The organism is Polymorphobacter megasporae (assembly GCF_018982885.2).
Lineage (GTDB): Bacteria > Pseudomonadota > Alphaproteobacteria > Sphingomonadales > Sphingomonadaceae > Polymorphobacter_B > Polymorphobacter_B megasporae.
Genome location: NZ_CP081849.1, coordinates 817526 through 839397 on the forward strand (window position 1 = coordinate 817526; position 21872 = coordinate 839397).

Consider the following 21872-nt stretch of genomic DNA (forward strand, 5'->3'; position numbering starts at 1 on the left):
CCTTGCGCCCGTTCTACTCGCTTCGCCTTGAAAGACCGACGAAGACCCACGCAATCGACACGTTCGTGGTCTTCCTTGCCGCCGACGCGCTTCCCGCAGACACCTTCGTGGCACTGATCGACGACGAGGTCGAACGCAATCTAGTGCCAGACGATGTCGTGGTCGTCGTCCGAGAGCCCAGCCGGGCCTCTACGATCGCGGCTATCAAGAACCATCGCGATCTAAGGCGTCTCCGCCACCGGCTCGCCCCGCACGCGACCGTCACCGTCATCGGCTTTGACCGAAAGGGTGCGGAGGCCGGCCGCGAGGTCGCGATCGGCGACGGAGTGGAGAGCGGGATCACGCTGGAGGAGATCGGAAGGCGATCCGCCACGGCGATCTTCCTCAATCACGGCGGCTTCGTCGAGGCCAACGCCAGCTATCACTTCCGTAATCCTTCGGGGCGGCACACCGATCGTTTCATGCGCCTGTCCAACCTGCTGGTGCGCCACGCGGAGATCTCGATCATCGCGATGGCGCTGCTGCCGCTCATCCCGGACGACGTGGTGCAGGCACACGTCGACACGCCTTCCATGTTCGCGCTCGTCTCGGCCGTGAACGAGCATCTCGGCGTGCTCCAGCCGGGACGCCGGCCTTTGCGGTGCGACAGCTTCCGGTCCTATCTCGGCGTTGCGACCTACGACTTCAGCGGAAGCGAGACCGCCGTTGTCCTCATCTCGGCGACATCGAGCGGCAGTCTTGGATCCATCGTAGAGGGCCGCAAGGTCGATCGATCCCGGATCGCGCATGTCCTCTACCTCGGAGCCTCCTCGCCGCGCTTTCCGTCGGCGGTCGATCTCTCATTCGATAAAATGCTGAACCCGCTCGGCATCGCGGAGGCGCGCGAGACGTACCGCGAGCCTAACTGCGCCCTCTGCGACGCGGGATCGATCGCTGTCGAGTTGCGCGGGGACCAGTTCGATCTCAGCGGCCCCGAATTCGAGCCGATTACGCTCAACAAGAAGGATGCGCCCGACCGCCTCGCGCCTACCATGGATAGACTCGCCGGATCCGGGGCGTTCGGCGTGTCGCTTGCGACGGGCGCGACGGCCCGGCAGTACATCGTCGACGCAGATCGGCTTTGGCGCGCGCCAGAGTTCGCAAAGCGCCTCGACTATTTCGCGAAGACCCACGTACCCTCAAGCACGCGTGAGTGCATCGTCCTGAATGGCGACTCGATGCCGTTCGCTAAGGACTTGCTCGAAAAAGCGGGCGTAGCTCCCGTATTCGTCGAACGCTCCGGCATCGACGACCTCGACCGGAGCGACGCTAAGGACGGCGTGCCGCTGAACGGCTCACCCATCGTGATAGCCGCCGCGGTGATCGAGAGCGGGAGGGCGCTGCTCGATATCAGCCGCGACCTCCGGAAGGTCCGACCGAACTCCCCGCAGATTTACGTGGTCGGCTTGGTTAAGTCGGCCAGCGCGGGCGGGCGACAGCATCTAGAGAGAACGCTCGTTCAAACCCAAGAGCCGAGCCCGCACAGGTTCGCCGCAATCGAGGAGTTGGTTCTGCCGTCGGCCGGAACCCCGAACGCATGGCGGGCCGAGCTCGCCTTCCTCGACGACGCGGTCGTGCGTGGCGCCACACTCTCAACGCCCCTTGCTGCTCGGCAGGCCCTGCTCCGAAGGACCTCAGCGCCCCTAACGGACGACTTGTTCGTCGCCTGCGGATCCACCCCGCTTGTGCTACAACCGGGCTTCGTTTTCTGGTCACCGGAGCTGCCCGAGAGGACCACAGCAAAGCCGACGCAGGCGGACGTCTTCTATACGATCAGCAACGTCCTCCAGAAGCTCCGCACCACGGCACTGAAGCCCGGCGCGCGGGCGCTGCGAGCGAACTGGTTCCAGCAGACCTTGCTCGATCCATCGAATCTCGGCCGGTTCAACGACGGCGTCATACAGGCGAGCCTGCTCCGCGCTGCCCGGCCCACCGAGATCGACTTCTCGGGCGACGCCGGCGCGCGGCTCGACGCAGTGCGGATCGTGGGTCGCATCATCGACGGCGCCCACCGTCCGCGCGGCGAGGCCGCCGTGGAGGCGCTTATCGCCCTTGGCAGCGGGCGCCTCCGCCTTCCGACCGGAAAGCTGTCCGAGATCTTGGCCGTCAACCCGACGCACCCCCCGCTCGTCGCCGAGCTCGTCCAGCTCTGCCGCGCTAGGCTCTTTTGAATTCCGGGCCTAGTCCCGCGCATTTACCTCAGAAATGCACTGCAGCAGGAACGTTATCGTAGGTAGCAGGGAGTAGTTTTGGTGCTGGAGCATGATGAACTCGTACGAAATGTGATCGCTGACATGATCCGATCAGCGGCCGACAACACATTGACCAAGCAGCTTCGCCGGGGTGCGCAGGAGGCAGCGATTTCGGCTCGGATCGCCGAGCGGATCGAGGCGACGATGCAAAATCTCCAAATCAATGGCTATTTGGTCGAAGTGGTGTCGGCTGATATCCCGGACCGCGGTCCCGGCACTCTCGAGAAGCGGACCGGCGTCGACCTATTCCTGGCGATTCGAGTCCGTAGCGAGGACGACGTAATGAACATCTCCAAGGGTATACTGATCCAGGCCAAGTCGGAGGGCGATGGCGGCCGCGCAGCTGAGCGCGACCGATTGCTCGGTCAATGCAGAAAGATGTCCGACCGCTCCACCAAGGGAGCCTATGTGTGGGTGTACGGTAGTGCAGGCGTGCGAAGTGTGCCAGCGACCGAGGTGCTGCGTTTTCCGAATTCCCGCGTCGAGGCGCTGTCTTCGCGCAACGTCGCCGAGCAGTTTAGAGACATATTGGACTGCGTCGCGGGCGACGAGAAGTTGGCGAACGATCAGATATTCGAGAGCGCCGAAGCGCTTGGCGCGTGGATTCAGGACTATGGCGCCAAGGCCGGGGTAGCGATCGACGTCACCGGCCCGCCCATTTTCTTGTGATATCAGACGGCCCAATTTCAAGGTCCGGGGCGGCCGCTGGACGCCCCGACGAGGATTCAATCGCATGCCGATGGAAGACGATGAGCCGACCCAGGAAACATATTTCGACGTTTTCGGGCCGTTCGAACTTGACCGGGGGTGCATCATCAAAGGTTCGGTGCAGGCCGACCTATGGGAAAAGCTGGCAAAGCATCCAAAAGCTCACGCGGGGTCACTGAAGATCAAGCTTCCTCAGGCGATCGGCTGCTATCTGTTCGCGCTCCAGCGTGGTGATCGGACGCCGGTCCCCTGGTATGTCGGCATGACCGTCGCGACGGGCGGCTTCAAGGCGGAAGCGTTTCAGCCGCACAAACTCGAAATCTATCGCCAGGTGCTTAAGGATTGCCCGCGTGGTGGCAGGCCTGTGATGTTCTTCCTTCCCCTTGTGTTACGCGGCGCTCGCTATCGCTTCGGAAAGGGACGCTCGAAGAGGCCCACCATCCTATGGCTTGAGCGCATGCTGATGGGTTTCGCCTACTGGCAGAACGAAAATCTCGCCAACAAGCGCGACACCAAACTGCTGCGGAACGTCACTGTCCGTGGAATCCTTGGCAAGGCGCCGCCCGGACGGACCAAGACCGACGTCGAGGTCGCTTGGCGCACGCTCTACGGCGACTATGAATGACCCGACGCATCGTATCATAGCGCGAACTGCTGATCATCGCCGGCGCCGCTGCGTGGCTGATCAACGGCTTCTTCCAATCCGCACGGCAGGTTTCGTCGGGACCAGACGTGTATCGACGCAAATATGAAGAGCCGGTTCTGGTCGTTCGCCGACTTTCCGATCACGGACGGCGGCAAGGTCGTTCGGCCATTGCCCCAAAGCGAAGTTTGGCGGCGCGTCCGCGAGCGTCGAGCCGACCCGACCTGATACTGTGCGGCCAAATTGCTGACGGGTTCAAATCTCGCCGCTCGGCGTCATTGCAGCGATCGCAGGCGCAACATGGCTGTCCCAATGTCGCAGGAGCGGCGAGACCGTCAGCAGATAGACCATCCAGCAAGCGGAAACCGCTTCGTCGGAGAAGAAGGCATTCCAGCCCATCTTGCCGTGCGCTAACTGGTGCCGAAGCGCTGGGCCGGGCCTGAAATTCAGCAGCGCATCGAGTTCCCACACCATGTCGACACCGAGGATCGCTTCGAGGTCTGCCTGACAATATCCCAGCAGGATATTGAGCGGCCGATCGCCTTCGATGCCGTCTTCTTCCATCTTCGCTGAGTCCCGCCCCGACATCTGGAGGATATGGCGCAGCGAGTTCTCGATCTGCGGCAAGAGCAGATGCCCGGCGGTCGCATAGTCGCCCTGCCACAGTCGCGCGAAGCCAACTGAGAAGATGTGATGGTGCCCCGCGGGGATGAAGCTGCTTATCTGGACGATCGGCAGCATATGCTGTTCGTTGATCGAAAACCGTTCCAGCACCGCCCGGCGGGCAGGCTCGATATTGCCGTGAACCCTGAAGCGGCGAACGATCGACATGTGGCGGATACCGTGTTCCTTGTACCAAGCTTCGCTCGGCTGATCGTCGAAGTCGAGCGATGGCCCGCGCGCCACTTCGCGCCCCTCATGGTCAGCGTAACTAGTCGCGAACAGGTTCGAGAGCGGAAAGTCCTTGGCCTGCTGGAGCACCAGCGCCTTCAACTTCTCGACATCGTCGGGCTTGGAGAAGCCGACCATTGACCGCAGCGCGTCGGTCAGGCCCAGCGCATTGAACTGTGCGTAGGTCTGGTCGCGGACCTCTTCGATCCCGTCGAGCTTGAAGGGGATGCCTGAGAATTCGTCGAGCGCCTTATCCTGCAACTCGCGCAAGCGCCGGCGCATCTCATCGACGCGATCCTTGGCATCGCCGCGCGCACGGAATTCGCGCAGCGCCTGCTTGACCCAATGCGCCTTCGCAGAACTCGACGGCACGGTGTCAGCCATGGCGAGCGTCCGTTCAATCGACCTGATCGCAGCGTCGCGGCTGGCATCTTCATCGCCTGCGCGGTCATAGGCGTCGGCTGCGAGGTTCCAGCATTCCTTGACCGCCATGTCATAGTCTTCCGGTAGGGCCGTGGACGCGAGACTGGCGGCGGTCTCCGCGACCTCCTCGGCAGGGATCAGCTTGTGCTGGAGGACACGCCGCCCTAGCTGGGCGAGCGGGAAATAGGCCCGTTCGGCAACGGCATTGTCGAAAGCGAGGCGCAAGGTTTCGGCGATCGGTTCGACCAGCGTTCCCCGCTTGGCGATACGGGCATTGATCATGAAACTGCGTTCGAGCGGCTTCACGCAGTCCATGGCCCGCGTGCCGATGTCGGGAAATTCCAGCGCGGCACTGCCATCGGCGATGCGGCGCGCGATTTCGCAATAGGCATCGACCGCCGTGCGCCCGGCGCGGCGCACGCCGGTCTCATAGGCGATGTCCGCAAAACGCGCGCGCAGCGTCGGATGGACGATGTTGGGCGCGAGATCGGCGAGGATTTCGCTCTGATTACCCCGGAAGTCATGCGGGATCGCGGTGCGCCGCGTCCCGTTCTGCCACTGCAAACCGAAGGGATCGCCTTCGCTTTCGACACGAAGATGCAGACCCACTAGCGCCAAGACAAGGCGGTAGACGCGTTCGGCTCGCACGTCACCACTATCGGCCGCGTCCTTGACCTTCGACCAAAGCAGATCGACCAGCGCATGCCGATCTAGACGGGCCATGCTACCAGTCAGCGCATTCAGATCGACAGACACAAAATCGTCAGCCGTCACCTCTTCATAAAGCGGCTGCGGTTCAGAGGGCTGCCCAGCGTCCTCGTCATTTTTGCCGAGAACTGCAACGTCGTCGCTCATCTGGGATGCCCCAAGTCTTTGTCCCAATCTCTAGCCATAGATAGCAATGGTGCGGCTCGGTGCAACGCCACGCGCACCTGGTTACATCGCGGCGACGCCAATCTGTTTGGCACCAGGAACCGCGTCAATTGGGCTGGCGCCAGAAGCTGGGTCCATCTCGTATTTTAAAAGCCGCTTTTGTTCTTCGGTCTCGGTCTCGGCGAGAACGAGGTGTTTATGCGCTGGCTGCTGATCGAGCGGGCGCGCTACTTCCGCAAATTCCCGAAACGTACGCACCCCGCCTGGTACATCTATACCCTTGACAAGAAGGACGATCGCGAGGACGCGAAAGCTCTTCTTCCTCGAAGGCATCGGCATCACCTGTTTGCAAGTTGGTTATGCCGCCATCTACGAAAATGCCGCCTGGGGACGTTGAGAACGAGTATCGAAGGGCCGGGAAAGAGGGGAAAGGCCTTCCCCTGCGGTCGAGCCCGGTCTCGCCCTACCCCTTCTGCGAGGGATGCCCCGCAACGCCCCCTATCGGCTCAGGCTTGCGATATCTGGCCGATCGTTTGCTGGGCCGTCCCCGCGCCAGCGGCCGCCTCGACCCGCAGCTCAAGATCGTGCGCCTCGGCAACGCCGACCCCGACAAGCTGCCCCAGCACCCTGTCGATGCGGGTGCGCGAGGGATGCGTCGGCGCGAGCAACGACGGGTCCTCGATTGTCGCAGCCTCGAACCAATGAACGACCTTACGGCCGATCCCGGTACTGATCCACAAGCCGGCGCCTTGGGTCCGTCCGAACCACGCCTCGGCGGCCTCCAGCAAGAAATCGAGATGTCGCGCGCGCGGCGCGACCAGGAGCAGGTTCATCGTGCACAAGGCGACAAAGGTAGTCGGGCCTCCCGCTAGCATCGGGCGCATCACGTCCAGCATCGGATCAACCCGATCGAACAACGCGACCGGTAAATAGCTGTGCGTCCCGTTGAGCGGATCATGGGTGTTGAGTAGCATCTTGGCGATAATGCCACCGCTCTCCATGTCGATCCGCGCGCTCGCCGGATCACCGGCATGCGTCCAGCGGTTGAGCGTCGTCACGCGCGCCACCAGCCGGGCGCGTACCGCAGCCGGCCGATCGGCGGACCGTTGCGGATCGTTGAAGTACAGCGCGTCGACCGCGTGCATGATTTTCTGCGCGACGTCACCAAACGGCTCGTCTGGCAGCTCGGCCACCAAGGTCATGTCGCAATCGAATGCCGAATCCGACTCATCGATCAGACGCTCGGCAAACAGCGCAGAATAGTGCACATTCCAGTCATGCGGGTCGCGGTCGATCTCGATATCGACCGGCAAGCCATGTCCGTTCATGCGCGCCGTCCAAGCAGCATAGGCATCAATCACATCCCGGCGCCACGGCACCGTATCTTTTGGTGCGGTCTGGATCATGCACAGCCACTGCGCAGCCGCCCGGCTGTCGACATGGATGATCGAGGCCGGCTCGGCGACGGCGGTCTCCGCCGCGTCGTCAGCGTCGAATTCCTCCGGTGTCACTGGACTGGGCACTCGAATCCGCGAGCCGCGGCGCAGATGCGGGCGTTCGTCGGGCCATTCCGGCCAGGACGGCTCATCGGCCCCTTCGAGCCAGGCGATCTCTGCCGTCACCGCCGCGTCAATCGCTGCGGCCCGCGCCTCGCCAAATTGCGCCTGTTCGACGGCATCCTCTTCCTCATAGCTTTCCCAGCGCCACGTCATGCTCGCGAGCGCGGCGCGCATGGCCATCTTGAACAGTCTTGGATCGGTGCCCAGAACCCGCTCCAGTCCTGTCGAAAAGGCCACCGCTGCAGCGCGGTCCTTTCGCGTCGCGAGCCGCACCAGCGCGTCGCGATCCGCGCTGCCGCTCTTGCGCGCCCAAAGATGGATCAGCGCGAGGGTCGCGATCGCTGGCCGGTTGAAGCGGAGCGTGTCCTGTGATCCGCCACCCCGGTCCGACTTCTCCTGCAGCGCGATGTCGATGACGTGCCGGACCCAAGCTTCATGCGTTTCCAGCAACGCATCGTCCCCGTCGCGGGCGACCAGCAAGGCGGTGGTGATCAGCCGGGTCGAGCGCGATTTAAGCGAATCCGTATCGCTGTCATCCGGCACGCCGCCCTCGGCATAGGCGACGGCCTCGCGCGCCGTTGCGCAGGTCGCGTACTGTCCAGCGCCGTCGATCGCGAGACTGATGCGCGATTCGATCTCGGTCGATCGCACGAAGTCAACGCGCTTCGATTCCATCGCTATCAGATGGGCGGCTTCGTCCGGTGGCGACTGATAGGCCAGCTTGCCGTCGCCCGCATCGGTCCAGTTGGACCGCTGCAGCATGTTGTTCGCAAAGCGTGCGATGAAGCGCGTGTCGCTCCACTTAGAATACGCCTCGTACGGCTCCAGCTGCGCGACGGCTGTACCTAGCTGCCCGCGCAAGCGGTTTGCGACGGTATCGTCGCCCAAATAATAGGGGACGATGTCGAACAGCGAGGCACCTCGCGACAGCCGCGCCTTCAGGTCAGCGAGCCGAACGGTGCCTGCGGGCTCGTTGCCAATCGTCAGCCGGTCAAGTGAGCCCATTTGGTCGTGCGATTGACGGATACGGTCCGTTGCCAGCAGCTCGGGATCGGCGATGAACGGCGCGAGCGCGTCGCGCCCTACGCCGAAATGCGATAGGAACACGTCGATCGCGACCAGCAGATAGGCGGCGCAGCTGCCCTCAGGCCCGAGGACATCGGCCAGCACCGCGTCGACGGGCGCGCCGTCGTCCAATCGTTTCTGGCTCCAGGCCTCGAGCGCCTTCAGGCCGGACGCGGCCGAATATTCATGGCTCTGGTCGCGCGACCAGAAATAGGTGTTGCGCCAGGGAAATAAGCGTGGCGCACCGCCGACCTCGACCGTGAACCCATCGTCGCCGGGTTCGCGCCCGTCGCTGTTGAACGCGACGACCGCCGCCACCAGCATGCGGATCAGCTTCAGCCCTTCCGCCGGGTCAGCCTCGAGCAGGTCGAGAAATGGCGGCTGCGCGGGTGACGCCGGCAAATAATCGCTATCAGCAAAGGTGAACGCGCGCTCCATCGACCGATCGCGGCGGCGAGGCCGCTCGCGTTTCTCGATCAGGCTCGTCAGGATCAGTGAGGCGAGCTCGGCCGGTGCAACCGGGGCGATCACCTTCGAGAAAGGGCGGAGCTCCTTGACCTTATAACTGTCCCGTTCCCCGCTGATCGCGGTCAAATAGGCTTTCAGCTCATCCGGGGCGAACTCACCAAGGAGGAGCGCCATCAGCCGAAGCTTGTCGACCGCGGCGCGACGCGCGTCCATGAACGATCGGAACAGGCTGCGCTCGCCGGGTATCGTGACCGTGGCATCGCGCACGTCGAGTTGCCGCAGCCAGCCGAACAGCAACACCGCCGTTGGTTGGGCAAGCGGGCGCACGACCTTGAGGAAGTAGAGCTGGACCTGAACGAGGTCGGCCACCGCCCCGATCGCCGCAATCGGAATCTCGGCAGAATGGGCAAGGACCCATCGCAGGACGAGGGTTGCCGAGCCGGTGATGTCGGTGCGGAACGAGCGTGGAAGATCGACCTTCGTTCCGTCTGGCTGGACCATCAGGTCGGTCGTCGCCACAGTCTCGACCGCCACGATCGTCGTGATTAGCTCGACCAGCAGCGCAGCGTCGTCGGCCAGCAGGGCCGCGCTGCCTTTGCCCAAAAGCTCGAACCCGGCCTCCGACCGAACGGCGGCGAGCAGCGCCTGACGCCGCCACGAACCATGTGCGCCATGCGGCGACAATCGCGTGAGCAGGTCGATCCAACCGGCGCAATCCGCCCCGCCCTCCAGCGTCAGGCGAGCAGCGAACTCGATCCCGCGTGCGATGCTCGCCGACACCGGCAGGCTCAGATCGAGCGCGGCAACCCGCTCAAGATCCTCAGCGAGATAATTGCCGATCGCCCAGTCGCGTAGCACGTCATGATAAAAGGCGAGCTGGTCGCGTCTGACCTCGCGCAACGACTGCGCGCTGAGCAAATGCGACCGCGCCGTCGAATCAACGCGGACCTCGATGCCGGTGGTTTCTAACAAAGCACGGTCCGCAAGTTCGGCGAGGAGTCGCTGCGCCGCCCGCACATCGCCTGACGCGGCCCCATCGGCGCTCGTCCACCAGAGACGGGCGAGCGCGGCCTCGGTCCGAATCTTCGTCGCGCTCGGGATCTTCAGGAGCCGGGACAGGCGGTAAAGATTACGCGCCAAGGGGGCGGCTGGATGGGCGGGGTCGAGTAGCACGCGAAGTGCAGGTGCCTGATTAACGAGGATCGCCACCTCGTCGTCGGACAGCGCCCCCACCTGAACCGGATGGACACCGCCGAAGGACGACACAATCTGGTCATCGAGCCAAGGCTCGACGTCCGTACTTCCGGCGGTGCGGGTCGTAGCGATCACTGAAAAGCCAGGGATCGCGCTCGCCGCCCGCAACAGCTCACTGATCGTGCGCTGCCGTCCGGTGTCATCGAACATGTCGATGCCATCGATGAACAATACCGCGCCGCCGCTTGCGGCAAGGTCGGTCAGGAAGTCCCTCGCCGTGCCCGGAATGCCCAGAGTATTGGCAAAGGAGAGCCATCCGCCACCAGGCGTCGCATCGCGGTCGAGCACGATGATCGGTGCCAGGCGCGAGACACGTTCGGCGACGTGCCGCAACACCCAGGACTTGCCAACGCCGGTATCGCCGCGGACCTCGATATAGCGATGCGCTTCCGACGCTTCGTCGAGGGCGGCGACCGCCTCCAGGCGCGGCAGGGTGACGCCCGCGACGCTGGTGCCGATATGCGCGAGCGTGTTGGTCGCCATCTCCGCGAGCCTGACGCGCGCTGGACCGTAGTCACGGTCTCCATCGAGGCGAAACCCAGCTTCGGCCAGATTGGCCTTCAGCGCAGACCCGTCAATCTCGCCCCCGGTGGTGCCGGTCTTGATCGACAGATCGACGAGACGGCTCCACAGCGCGTCCGCACGGGCGAGATCGTCTGCGGCGAGCGCTTGGCGGGCGAGCGCCTGCCCATAGAGGCGGGCAACCGGCGCGCTCGCTTCGAAATCGAATTCGAGGATTAGCATCCGCCGCAGCCGCAGCCAGATAACCTCGTCTTCATCGGCGATGCCGCCGGCGATCAGGTTGGCGCGCGTCGTCGCGACGAAATCGCGCATGTCCTGATTGGCTACGCCCTTGGCAGCGATCCGGTCGAAGAATTCTGCCGCCGTCGTCGCCGTCCGCGCCCATTTTAGCACGTCCTGATAGGCGCCCGATATCTTGCGGCTTGTACGCTGGGTCGCGATTCCGAGCAGATGCCGCTCCACCGGGACGTTCTTGACCATGCTTGCCGCAATCTGCAGCGCGACGTCCTTGTAGACGGCGTCGCCGGGCGAGAATGTGATGTCGCGCTTCGACTGAATCTCGAGGATGAAATCGCCGGCAATCCCAACGCCGTTGATGACGAGATCGTCAAGCGTGAAGCCTTGCTCAACCCCCTGGAACCGCACACTCACGATGCGCGCCTCGGGCAGCCCCGGCGCGCGGTTGCCACTCAGCAGCGCTAGAAGATACAGCGCGCCGAGCTCGCCCTCGAGATACGCGCCCGCTGCCCCGCGCGATGCCGGGCTGGATCCATGTTCGACTGTCTCTGGCGTCCCCTCTGTTCTCATCGATACGATGTGAGAACGATCGTGCGCGGGTTCAAGCAAAGGAGGGTCATTCAGCAGTCTATTGGGTCCGGCATGTATCTACAAACCCCGTGCACCAGCGGGTCGTCTCCCGGCGGTTTTCCCCGCAGTTCGGCATGAAGTTCAAACGCATGGAAATTCACGTTTACCAAGCGCGATCACGTGAACTTTGCGATCCGGCACATCGGGCCCCCTGACGGTAGTGAACGGACGACCGCTTCCGGGCTCGTGCATCGGGCCACTGAATGGTCGTGATTGGGCGCGAAGCCACCGCGACGGGAAATCTGAAGGAACGACCGTGTGTGGACGCCCCGATGGATGCAAGAGGTTTTTTGAGGGCATGGTTGCGCGGGTTCAGGTGCTTCCGTGTGTCCGGCCTTTTGATGCAGCCATCATCACGGCTGCTGGCCTGTATGGAGATCGCGGATCGGGTCCAGACCGCTTTTGCGCGCTCGAGGCGCTCGGACAGTTCACTGGTTTTCCCGACCCCGTCTACTGACCGTTGCGCCATACCTCTCTACTGACCTTACCTTGCGTCCCTGACGCCTCGAGCCGTGGCGGCTACACCGCCGCGGCCGGAGCTCTGTAGGATCCGCCGTGCGCCATTAGCGCCCAGACGATCCTCGCCATCTTGTTGGCCAACGCAACGGTGACCAGCATGCGCGGCTTGCGCGCCAGCATGCCGGCCAGCCAGGCACTGGCCTTGTCGGGATTGCGCGCCGCGACCTTGGTCGCCGAGCTCGCGCCGAGGATCAGCAGCCGTCGCAGACTGCGCTCGCCCATCTTGGTTGTTCGTCCGAGCCGTTCCTTGCCGCCGCTGGAGTGCTGCCTCGGGACGAGGCCCAGCCAGGCGGCAAAGTCGCGGCCGCGACGGAAGGTGCTCGCCGCCGGAGCCAACGCCACCAGTGCGGTCGCGATGACTGGACCGACGCCAGGTATGGTCATCAAACGTTGCGCCACCGGGTCTGCCTTTGCCCGGGCCGCGATCTCGCGGTCGAGGAGAGCGATCTGCGCCTGTAGTGCTTGCAGGCTCTGTGCGATGACGACCAGCACCGGCCGCGCTTCGGCCGGGATGTCGGATGCAGGATCGCCGACAATCTCGACCAGCTTGCCAACGTGTCCGACACCTTGGCGCACGACATAGCCGAACTCGGTGAGATGCCCGCGCAAGGCGTTGATCAGCTGGGTGCGCTGGCGCACGAGAATGTCGCGCGTGCGGAACACCACGGCCGAGGCCTGCTGCGCCGCGCTCTTGCCCCGGACGAAGCGCATCGTCGGGCGCTGCGCCGCTTCGCAGATCGCCTCCGCGTCGGCCATGTCGTTCTTCTGCCGCTTCACGAACGGCTTCACATACGCCGGCGGGATGAGCCGGGTGTCGTGGCCCAGGGTGGCGATCTCGCGGGCCCAATAGTGCGCGCTCGCGCACGCCTCCATCGCCACCACGCACCGCGGCAACGTCGCGAAGAACCCCAACACCTGATCCCGCCGTAGCTTCTTACGAATCAACACGGCACCGCCCGAATCCGAGCCGTGAACCTGGAAAACCGACTTGGCCAGATCGATGCCGACTGTGCTAACCTCGCTCACGGACGCCTCCTTCAGTGGTGATGAACACCTCCACTCTGGCACATTGATGCCGTCAGGGGGCGTCCACCCCATCGCTTTTGGGCAGATCGGCAGCGATCTTGTGCGGCCGAAAATGGGCGCGTAGCTGCCGTTGCCGCCTTATCAGCGAACGATTGCTTTCGCTCGCTACGAGCCAGAAAGCGGCCGTTCCACCTTCCCACTTAAAGACGACACTATCGCACATCCTTCCCGCTCATCATCGCTTCAATAGCATCTCCGACCTTCTGCGACGCACCGATCAGGTGGGTATCATCGAGATGAGCATATCGTGCGGTCGACTTCACCGAAGCATGACCGAGCAGCTTGCCGATCATCGGCAGCGCCTCTTCGGTCATTGCGGCATGGCTGGCGAAAGTGTGCCGCAGGTCGTGGATTCGAACGCCACGAAGGCTGGCGGCATTGCGGACTCTTCTCCAACGAAAGTCGAGCATACCGGGAGTGATGCGATTTCCTGCAGGGGTAGTGAACATCCACGCCGGCTCCATCTTCCTCGATCGCGGCAGAGTGTCGATCAGCGCTCGGGCATCGTCGCCGAGCCAGACGATACGACCGCCTTTCTTGCCGTCGCGAAGACGGAGCCGGTTGCCCCGTACGTCAGGCCACTGTAGGTCGAGGATCTCGCTCTTTCGGCAACCGGTCAGCGTCAGCAGAATGATTGCGGCAGCAGCGCGCTCGTCGGTTCCATATCCGTTGGCGCGGACTGTGCCGAGCGCCGCTCCAAGCCGCTCGAGCTCGGGCACCGACAGAAAGCGCTCGCACTTGCGCCGCTTATTCCAGCGGATGCCCTGCAACGGGTTGCTGCCTTCCGCGCGGTAACCCCACGCCTCGGCCTTGACCATCATCGTGTTGAGGATGGTCATGCACTGGTTCGCCCCGCCCGGCCCGCTGATGCGGGTCGTCTCCGCGAACCAGCGCGCGACGTCGGCCCCGGTGATGGCATCGATCGTCAGACCCTCGAATGCGTCGTCGATATAGAGACGCCGGTAAACATCATAGGCCCGGCGGGTCGTCGGCTTCCATCGTGGGCTGGCTTTGGCCCAATACTCGTCGAGGAACCGCCGAAACGTCGGCGCCTGGCGCTCGCGCTTGCGCGTCGATGCCGGGTTGTTGCCGACCATCGCGTGCGCAAGCACGCGTCTGGCGACAAGCACTGCCTGCGCCTCGGACAGCACCGCTGCCGAGCCGATCGTGACCGTCCGGGACTGACCAGCCATGCGCGTCTGAGCGACGTATATCTTCCGTCCTGAGGCATAGTGACGAAGCCCGATACCGAACAGGTTGGGGAACCATTCGGTCCGCCGCGGGCGACCGCGCGGCGGCGCTTCGCGGTCGATCGTGACGCCAATATCAGCAAGCGAGTCCGCGACGACTTGCTCGATCGTCAGCGCGTTCATGGCCGCAGCCCGAGGTGTTTGGCAAGCCCGCCGCAGACCCGCTCGGCAGCCTCGGCAATCGCTTCGTCGGCGAGGTGCGCGTAGCGCGCCGTCGTCTCGGGGAGAGCATGCGCGAGCAGCTTGCCGAGGCTCGCAAACGGGACCCGCGCGCGGGTAATTGCCGCAGATGCAAAGCTGTGACGGAGGTCGTGGAGGCGGACGTCGGGAAGTGCCGCCCGACGTCGCGCTGCGGCCCAATATCGCTCGACGTTGCGCGGCTTGCGCCGGGTTTTCATCGGGAAGATCAGCGCGCCGAGATCACGCGAGATTGCGGGACGAAGCGCAGCCAGAACGGCCTCGGCCTGCTCATTCAAATAGACGATCTTCGCACCCGTTTTACTGTCGTCGAGCATCAGCCGCGAGGGCTGAACCATGCGCCATTTGAGCGCCTCGATCTCGCCCGATCGCGCGCCCGTGAAGATCAACAGCCGGACGATTGCGACGTCGAGCAAATGGTCGCTTTCGTCCGCCTCGAGCACACGCGCGAGGCGGAAATATTCGATCGGCGACAGGAAGCGTTCGGGCAGTTCGCGTTTGTATCGCGCTATGCCGCGACACGGGTTCGAACCCTTAGGCCGGTAGCCGAGAAGCTCGGCATATTTGAACATGACTGACAGCACCGGGACCGCGCGATTAAACACGCCCGAGCGAGATTCGGCGAAGCAGTCGCGCCAGCGAACGATATCGCTCTTGGCGATCTCGGCGAGGTTCATCGCGCCGAAGAACGGCACCAGTTCGCGATGGATCGCGCCAGCCGATGTCTTCTGCGTCGAGGGTTTCCAGTGCCGGTGGTAGTCGCGCCAGAACTCGGCAACGAACGCCTCGAACGTTGGCACTTTCGGTACCTTGGCGCGCATGGGCAAACCGTCCAACGCGGCCTTAGCCAGTAGCTGTTTCGCCTGTGCCCGCGCCTCCGGCGCCTCGAGATTTTCGGTTTTGCCGAGGGTCACCCGGCGAGCCTCGCCACGGCTTCTAAACTTGACGATCCAGTTCCCGCCGACCCCGCTCTGCTTACGCAACCGGAGGCCAAACCCGACTAGCTCGTCGTCCCACAACACGCGGTCGCCCGACGCCGACCGGTAGCGCCGGCGGGCGACGGTGCCCGTCAGATGCACGTGGCTGGCATCTTTCGTCGCTACGGGTACCAAATAGCCAGCGCGGGCTTCATCCGGCGGTGGGCAAGCCATTGACGGGTCATCGCTTTCGGGGACCGCATGGCCTGAACGAGACACCGACTTCCCCTCCACTCGCACGAGTCGTGGCATTGATTATACTCGATTATTTCTCCAAATGCTGCGGTACGCTGCGTAGGGTGTGGTGATCCTAAACACCCAATTCGACTGCGCACAACCGCGGCCGTGATACCGGGTAAGGGATTGATTTTCAATAGGGTCGCGGAAGCCGGCGGGTGTCTGACGCCAATTATCTGGCCTAGTTGGGCCGAGTTTGTACATAATCCATTCTATCTTGGAAGCACATAGGTAGCAGTTTCGGGGTTCCACGGTGGGGCAGAGGCATAAGGGGTCGGTGATGTCGCGGCGATTTCTTTGCCGAAATAAGCCGGAACATGCCGGTGTCGTAGCGCTATCTACGCTTACAATGCCAACTGACATCATGCCTGTCCCGTCGACGGGTGCGTTAAGAGCCGTGCGGTGGGGGTCCGGCACCGAGCGCGAAGACGTGAGGGAACCCCGAAAAACCGGGGTGGTGCGGGCAGCGCGTCCCCCGGCCCCGCGGCACGCGGAGAGCCGGAGACGACGGGCAACACGGCCCGGGCGTCAGGGTTGCTGGGCCTCTGCCGTGCGGCCTAGGAAAGCCCATCAAGACGGGTCAGGCGCGGGAGCGGGTAGGGATGCCCGCGCACGCAATAATTCGAAGCGCCGCGACTTCCTGTTGACAAATGTCAACGATACTATATGTGGGCTGCATGGCGAGACCCGCGCACCCTAACAAGGAAATCGAGGCCGTCGTCGCCGAGGCGGAGAGCAACGGATGGCGCGTAGTCATCTCGAAAGGACATTCCTGGGCGAAACTCTACTGCCCATTTGCGGAACGTATGGGCTGCATTGTGCCCGTGTGGAGCACGCCCAAAAACGCGGGCAATTTTGCGAAGATGCTGCGGAAGACGGTGGCGAAGTGCGGCCATCAGGAAAATTGAGAAAGGGATTTGCCATGAACAGCTACGAATTCACGATCGTCGCTACCGGCCTCCCCATCGACGGCGACGAGTGGGCGGACCGCTTCTACGAGGCTGGCTGCGATGACGCGCTCGTTGCGCTGCAGCGCGGACTCTTCGTCCTCGACTTCGACCGCGAGGCCAACACGCTTACCGAAGCGGTCGAGAGCGCGTGCGCCGACATCCGCCGCGCTAGCGCCACCATCGTCCGCATAGAGCCGGACCCCCTCGTCAGCGCCAGCGACATCGCCGAGCGCGCTGAGATCACCCGCCAGGCGGTCTCACTCTACGTGAACGGTGAGCGCGGCGAGGGCTTCCCCACGCCCATCGCTTGCGTCAGCGGCTCACGGCCGCTCTGGAAGTGGAGCGAGGTCGCTGTCTGGCTGCACGCCGCCGGCAAGATCGACCAGTCCGTTGTCGAGATGGCGCAGCTGTTCGACCGCCTGAACGTTGAGGGGCATTCTGCCCGTCAGCCGGTAGGTGCTGACGCGCCGATGTCGGCACGCACACCCGCGCGATCCGAATATGTGACGGCGAAATTCTACACGCGCCGGAAGATCGACAAGCCAAAGCTCCGCGTCGAGCAGGCTCGCGGACCAGCTCGCCACCGCCAAGGCTTCGACCTTCGGCGACCCCTTTTAGCCCAACTAACGGTGCAGTGATGTACGTCACCACTTTCTATTCCTATAAGGGCGGCGTCGGGCGCACGATGGCGCTCGCCAACGTCGCGGCCCTGCTCGCCCAAGCGGGAAAGCGCGTCCTCATCGTGGACTTCGACTTGGAAGCGCCAGGTGTCCCAAGCTACGGGCCGCTGAACTGCGCGCGCGGCCGTCCCGGAATTGTCGATTACGTCCACCACTATCTGGATACCACCGAGTCCCCGGACGCGTCCGAGTATATCGTGAAGTGCCCGCTTGACGAGGAGCACGCGGTCTGGGTCATGCCCGCGGGTGATAATACGCAGGCGTCCTACTCGGATCGGTTCGCGAGCATCGACTGGGGCTTTCTCTATGAGCACCAGCACGGCTACGACATGCTCGAGGATCTTAGGCGGCAGTGGGGCGTGCACGAGGCCGGCTTCGACTACGTCCTGATCGATAGCCGCACCGGTAACACCGACATTGGCGGCATCTGCACTAGACAGCTCCCAGATGCGGTCGTGGCGATGTTCGTGCCAACCGAGCAGAACATCGACGGCCTCATCCCGATCATTGACCAGATCCGTCAGGAGACGATCGAGCAGGACCGCAGGATCGAGCTGATCTTCTGCCCATCGAACATTCCCGACCTGTTCGACGAGGACGACATCCTGGGCAAGGCGCTCAAGAGCGCAGCAAGCCGGCTGGGCTACGGCAACCCAGCCGAGCTCGAGCCGCCGGTGACGCAGGTCCACCACTGGTCCAACATGGAGCTGCTGGGGCAGCCCCTGATGGTCCTGAACCGAGCCCAGTCCAAGCTCGCCAAGGAATACGGCGAGCTTAAGACGGCCATCATCGAGCAAAACCCGGTCGATCGCGAAGGTGCGGTGGCTGCCCTTAAGCGAATGCCCCAGATCTACGAGGCGGCACGCAAGGCCACAAAGGGACAGGCGGCCACCAAGGTGATCGAGCGCGCAAGCGAGATCGCGCGGCTCCACGACGGCGACGGCGAGATCGCCATCATGGCAGCGGGCGTCTTCTCAGCGGCTGGCGAGTACGAGCAGGAGGAGCGCAGCCTCTCCAACGTAATCCGTGCGGGCATGAAGACCGAGCGAGCGCGCATGCTGCGCGCGATCGCCCGGATCAACCTCAACAAGAAGGAAGAGGCCCTAGAGGACCTGAAGGCGGTCCTTTCGTCACCGAACGGGACCGTCTTCGAGTTCAGACCCGCGTCCCAGCTGCTTCGTGCGATAGCCGACGATCCCGTCGAGGACGCGCTCGCCATCTTCCAGCGGCCCGAGACGAGGCTCAGGTCGAAGATCGTTCTCTCGCACCTCCTCATGCAGGATCGAGGCAATCACGCCCTCGTCGCCAATGAGCTTCTAGCCGCATCGCGTCAGGGCGAGATTTCCTCCGAGTTGGAGGAGGACGTCACCAACGCGCTTATGCTCGCGCTGATAGGCGCAGGCCGCTTCAGCGAGGCGGTGGAGATCAGCAACCGAGAGGACGGGGAGGAGAACGTCGCGGCGCAGTTCAATCTCGCGATCGCCGAATGGGGTGCTACGGGAGCCGTGCCGACCGACCGCTTCGCGGCACTCGACGGGCGGCTCTCGGCGGACGACGATGGTGACCAGAACTTCCACCAGTGCATCGCACTGGTCCGGAGTATTGTGGGGCGGACCGACGACGCCCTTCAGGAGCTAACGCGCGCGGAGGAGCGCATAACGCCGAGCGGGAACACCTTCAGCTGCTGGACCTTTACCCACCGGTCGGGAGAGGAGTTCCTTGAGGACCTGAGGGAGATGCGGGAGATGTTGCAGAATGGGAAAATTCCCAAGCCGCCGTTTCTCGACCATCGCGATTGACGACGATTGCCGTTGCACCCATCATCAATCTTTCCTACAATCCGTATTGACCGAAACCAACGGCTTCAAACCAACGGCTTCACTGACGGTTAATTGATCTCGTGATAGCCTAAGCCAAGATGGGAGACTGAACATGGTACATGACTCCGGTGCGGACGCCTGACAGCCGCGACAGCGTTCAAGTTCAACAACCCGGCGAGCGATCGCCGGGTTTTCTTTGAGATAGCTCAAGCCCCACCCCTCTCCGGCAGCCGTTCACTCGCGCGGCGCGACCTCTTGAGACAGTTCGACCCCGTACTGCTTATCAAGCCCGCGGCGACCTGACCTGCGCATTGAACATCAGCGCGGGCACTATAAGAACAAATTGGCACCCGTTTCCCTACATAGTTAGGGTCGCAGACATCAGTTAAGGCGTCCTTGTACGCGCTTGGTCTGTTTCTGATATAACTAAGCAGTGCAACTCTCGAAGGTGCAGGTTTGGTCCAAGCCACTCGAACGACCAAGCTTTCTATTAGTCTGACAGTGCGCAACCTATCCATATCAGCGCGCGTTACTATTACCCCACTCAAGGCCGATAACTGCCTTATCAAGAAAGTAGGGTAAAAATGCTTCTGTTTTTGGCTGGCATAGTCGAACAGCTTGACCTAGCTGTAGAGCATATCGACAAGGGCGACGCGCGGCGGCGGCGGGGTACGACCCGGCGCTGTTCGGCGGCCATTCGCTACGCGTCGAATTTCTCACCGAGGCGGCGCGGCAGGGCGCGAGCGTCTTCAAGATGCGCGAGGTCAGCCGGCATAAGTCGATGGAGGTGCTGGCGGACTATGTCCGCAGCCACGAGCACTTCCGTGACCATGCAGGTGAGAAGCTCTATAGGGCAATAACGGCTATGGCCGTTGTCGCGTAAAATTAAGTGGGCCATACCCGGTATATGCCGCGTTCCTCCGCCACCTCGGCGCTTCCTGCCGCCGCTGTGCAGGGTCTGCAGGCGCTCGGCCGCGATCTGGCGATCGCGCGCAAGCGGCGGCGACTGACCCAGGCACTGCTCGCCGAGCGGATGCTGGTCAACGTCGAGACGGTTCAGCGCCTCGAGCGCGGCGATCCGACGGTATCGCTCGGCATTGTCGCCTCGGCGCTGTTCGTCTTTGGACTCGGGCGTAGGCTCGCCAGCCTTGCCGCGCCGTCGACCGACGGCGTTGGCGAGGCCGAGGCGATCCGCGCCCTTCCCCGCCGCGTCCGCCGCCCCGCCGCCGCCGATATTGATCTCGATTTCTGACGCCGATGCTTGAGCAGACCAGCTTCGTATTCATGCACCTGCCCAACGGCCCCGTCCCCGCAGGGCGGCTACGCATGGTCACTGACGGTCGCAACAGCTATGCCGCGTTCGCTTATGGCACCCGCTACCTCTGCCGGGCCGACGCCGTCGCAGTCGACCCCGAGGTCTTGCCGCTCGAAGGACCGACGGGCGAGATCCTGACGGGCGAAGGCTTCGACCTGTTCAACGGCATCCGCGACGCCGCGCCCGATAGCTGGGGCCGATTTCTGATGCGCAAGGCCGCAGCCGGGCGCGAACTATCCGAGTTCGACCATCTCGTCGCCTCGGGCGAGCACCGCGTCGGCGCCTTGGCATTCGGGCCACCCCCGAGCGGCCTGAACCGACGGTCCTTGGTGCGACCTCCGCCGACGATCGCCCGATCGACCTTGCAGCCCTTGCCCGAGCCGCAGGCGATGCCGCGACCGGCGAAATTGCCGATGCGGCCTTACGTGCGCTTCTCGCCGCAGGCTCGTCGCTTGGCGGCGCGCGTCCGAAGGCGGCCGTGGTTGAGAATGGCAGCGGGTGGCTGGCGAAGTTTTCGGCGCCGTCGGACAGTTATGACATTTCGCGCGCCGAACACGCCGCGATGTCGCTGGCCAGAGCGTGCGGCCTCGACGTGCCCGACCTAGACCTGCGCCTCGTTGGCGGCCGTGCGGTTTACCTCATCAAGCGATTTGACCGCGCCGGCAGCAACCGCCTGCCGTTTGTCTCGGCGCTGACACTGCTTGCGGCGCACGAGATCGCCGCCGGCGAGTATTCATATGCAGATGTTGCCGCCCAGCTGCGCAAGCACGGCTCGGCCCCGGCTCGCGACCTGCGCGAGTTGTTCCGCCGAATGGTGTTCAATGTCCTCGTCGGCAACAGCGACGACCATCTGCGCAACCATGGCGTGATCTACGATGGCAAGGGCTGGCATCTGTCGCCGCTTTACGACGTCGTCCCAACGCCGCAGCTGGGTACCGACCGGTACCTCGTTCTGGCGCTCGGCAGCGGGGGCAAGCGCGCGACGCTCGCCAATGCACTGTCGGGCCATGCTGCTTTCGGACTGCCCTTTGAACAGGCGGCGCACGAGATTGAGCGGCTGCGGCGGCAGGTGGCGGCGGAGTGGCCGAGCGCCCTTGCAGCCAGCGGACTGAGCAGCGAGGATCGCACCCGGCTTGCGCGGTGCTTCGCCGCGAGCGGCGATGATGGCTGGATGAGCGATTAAGGTCTAGGCGATTCCGCGTTAACGGATCGCCCCTTTGCGCTGCGTCGTTCGACTCAAGACGGTGTGTTCGTCGGCGACTTCGGTTGAAAATCG

Annotated in this window: 14 protein-coding genes and 1 pseudogene; 9 read left to right on the top strand and 6 right to left on the bottom strand. The window is 63.6% G+C overall.

Annotated elements, in window-relative coordinates:
* Positions 1-2: 2 nt before the first annotated feature.
* The 3 genes from KTC28_RS21975 (at position 3) to KTC28_RS21985 (ending at position 3624) form a co-directional block, all read left to right on the top strand.
* Positions 3-2210: a hypothetical protein gene (locus tag KTC28_RS21975; RefSeq protein ID WP_216711177.1), complete on the top strand. Its 2208-nt coding sequence runs from the start codon at positions 3-5 to the stop codon at positions 2208-2210.
* A gap of 81 nt (positions 2211-2291) precedes the next feature.
* Positions 2292-2960 carry a hypothetical protein gene (locus KTC28_RS21980; protein ID WP_216711178.1) on the top strand — a complete coding sequence of 223 codons (669 nt, stop codon included), beginning with the start codon at positions 2292-2294 and terminating at the stop codon, positions 2958-2960.
* A gap of 64 nt (positions 2961-3024) precedes the next feature.
* Positions 3025-3624 carry a hypothetical protein gene (locus tag KTC28_RS21985; protein ID WP_216711179.1) on the top strand — a complete coding sequence of 200 codons (600 nt, stop codon included), beginning with the start codon at positions 3025-3027 and terminating at the stop codon, positions 3622-3624.
* Between the two features lie 273 nt (positions 3625-3897).
* On the opposite strand, the gene KTC28_RS21990 is transcribed toward KTC28_RS21985, so the two are convergent.
* The 6 genes from KTC28_RS21990 to KTC28_RS22015 all read right to left on the bottom strand — a co-directional run bounded on the left by KTC28_RS21990 (position 3898) and on the right by KTC28_RS22015 (position 15696).
* Positions 3898-5811: a DUF7380 domain-containing protein gene (locus KTC28_RS21990; protein WP_216711180.1), complete on the bottom strand. Its 1914-nt coding sequence runs from the start codon at positions 5809-5811 to the stop codon at positions 3898-3900.
* Between the two features lie 81 nt (positions 5812-5892).
* On the bottom strand, positions 5893-6168 hold the full coding sequence (locus tag KTC28_RS21995; protein WP_216711181.1) for a hypothetical protein: 276 nt from the start codon (positions 6166-6168) through the stop codon (positions 5893-5895).
* Between the two features lie 167 nt (positions 6169-6335).
* The gene (locus KTC28_RS22000; protein WP_223132339.1) at positions 6336-11543 is read right to left on the bottom strand and encodes an NACHT domain-containing protein; all 5208 of its coding nucleotides are present in this window, start codon (positions 11541-11543) and stop codon (positions 6336-6338) included.
* Between the two features lie 540 nt (positions 11544-12083).
* Positions 12084-13109, bottom strand: a complete 1026-nt coding sequence (locus tag KTC28_RS22005; RefSeq protein ID WP_216711183.1) for an IS110 family RNA-guided transposase — start codon at positions 13107-13109, stop codon at positions 12084-12086.
* Positions 13110-13321: 212 nt separating this feature from the next.
* Positions 13322-14542, bottom strand: coding sequence for a site-specific integrase (locus KTC28_RS22010; RefSeq protein ID WP_216711184.1), 1221 nt, complete (start codon positions 14540-14542; stop codon positions 13322-13324).
* Positions 14539-15696, bottom strand: a complete 1158-nt coding sequence (locus KTC28_RS22015; protein ID WP_255602554.1) for a site-specific integrase — start codon at positions 15694-15696, stop codon at positions 14539-14541. The genes KTC28_RS22010 and KTC28_RS22015 overlap by 4 nt, the downstream gene beginning before the upstream one ends.
* A gap of 877 nt (positions 15697-16573) precedes the next feature.
* Between KTC28_RS22015 and KTC28_RS22020 the strand changes: the two genes are divergently transcribed.
* The 6 genes and pseudogenes from KTC28_RS22020 (at position 16574) to KTC28_RS23110 (ending at position 21779) form a co-directional block, all read left to right on the top strand.
* Complete coding sequence (locus KTC28_RS22020; protein WP_216711186.1) at positions 16574-17419, top strand: hypothetical protein; 846 nt, start codon at positions 16574-16576, stop codon at positions 17417-17419.
* Positions 17419-19260 carry a KGGVGR-motif variant AAA ATPase gene (locus KTC28_RS22025; RefSeq protein WP_216711206.1) on the top strand — a complete coding sequence of 614 codons (1842 nt, stop codon included), beginning with the start codon at positions 17419-17421 and terminating at the stop codon, positions 19258-19260. The genes KTC28_RS22020 and KTC28_RS22025 overlap by 1 nt, the downstream gene beginning before the upstream one ends.
* Before the next feature lie 676 nt (positions 19261-19936).
* Positions 19937-20164: pseudogene (locus tag KTC28_RS23100) on the top strand (hypothetical protein); the annotation flags it as partial.
* 24 nt (positions 20165-20188) lie between these two features.
* Complete coding sequence (locus KTC28_RS22030; protein ID WP_216711187.1) at positions 20189-20533, top strand: helix-turn-helix domain-containing protein; 345 nt, start codon at positions 20189-20191, stop codon at positions 20531-20533.
* A 5-nt stretch (positions 20534-20538) separates the two neighbouring features.
* Positions 20539-21201 (top strand): hypothetical protein, encoded by a 663-nt coding sequence (locus KTC28_RS23105; protein WP_255602659.1) that lies wholly within the window; start codon positions 20539-20541, stop codon positions 21199-21201.
* Positions 21099-21779: a type II toxin-antitoxin system HipA family toxin gene (locus tag KTC28_RS23110; protein WP_255602655.1), complete on the top strand. Its 681-nt coding sequence runs from the start codon at positions 21099-21101 to the stop codon at positions 21777-21779. The genes KTC28_RS23105 and KTC28_RS23110 overlap by 103 nt, the downstream gene beginning before the upstream one ends.
* Positions 21780-21872: the final 93 nt, after the last annotated feature.

Coding starts and splice junctions, on each gene's coding strand:
- KTC28_RS21985 (WP_216711179.1), top strand. CDS start 3,025: ATGCCGATGGAAGACGATGAGCCGACCCAGGAAACATATTTCGACGTT.
- KTC28_RS21990 (WP_216711180.1), bottom strand. CDS start 5,811: ATGAGCGACGACGTTGCAGTTCTCGGCAAAAATGACGAGGACGCTGGG.
- KTC28_RS21995 (WP_216711181.1), bottom strand. CDS start 6,168: ATGCCGATGCCTTCGAGGAAGAAGAGCTTTCGCGTCCTCGCGATCGTC.
- KTC28_RS22010 (WP_216711184.1), bottom strand. CDS start 14,542: ATGAACGCGCTGACGATCGAGCAAGTCGTCGCGGACTCGCTTGCTGAT.
- KTC28_RS22020 (WP_216711186.1), top strand. CDS start 16,574: ATGGCGCGTAGTCATCTCGAAAGGACATTCCTGGGCGAAACTCTACTG.
- KTC28_RS22025 (WP_216711206.1), top strand. CDS start 17,419: ATGTACGTCACCACTTTCTATTCCTATAAGGGCGGCGTCGGGCGCACG.
- KTC28_RS22030 (WP_216711187.1), top strand. CDS start 20,189: ATGCCGCGTTCCTCCGCCACCTCGGCGCTTCCTGCCGCCGCTGTGCAG.
- KTC28_RS23105 (WP_255602659.1), top strand. CDS start 20,539: ATGCTTGAGCAGACCAGCTTCGTATTCATGCACCTGCCCAACGGCCCC.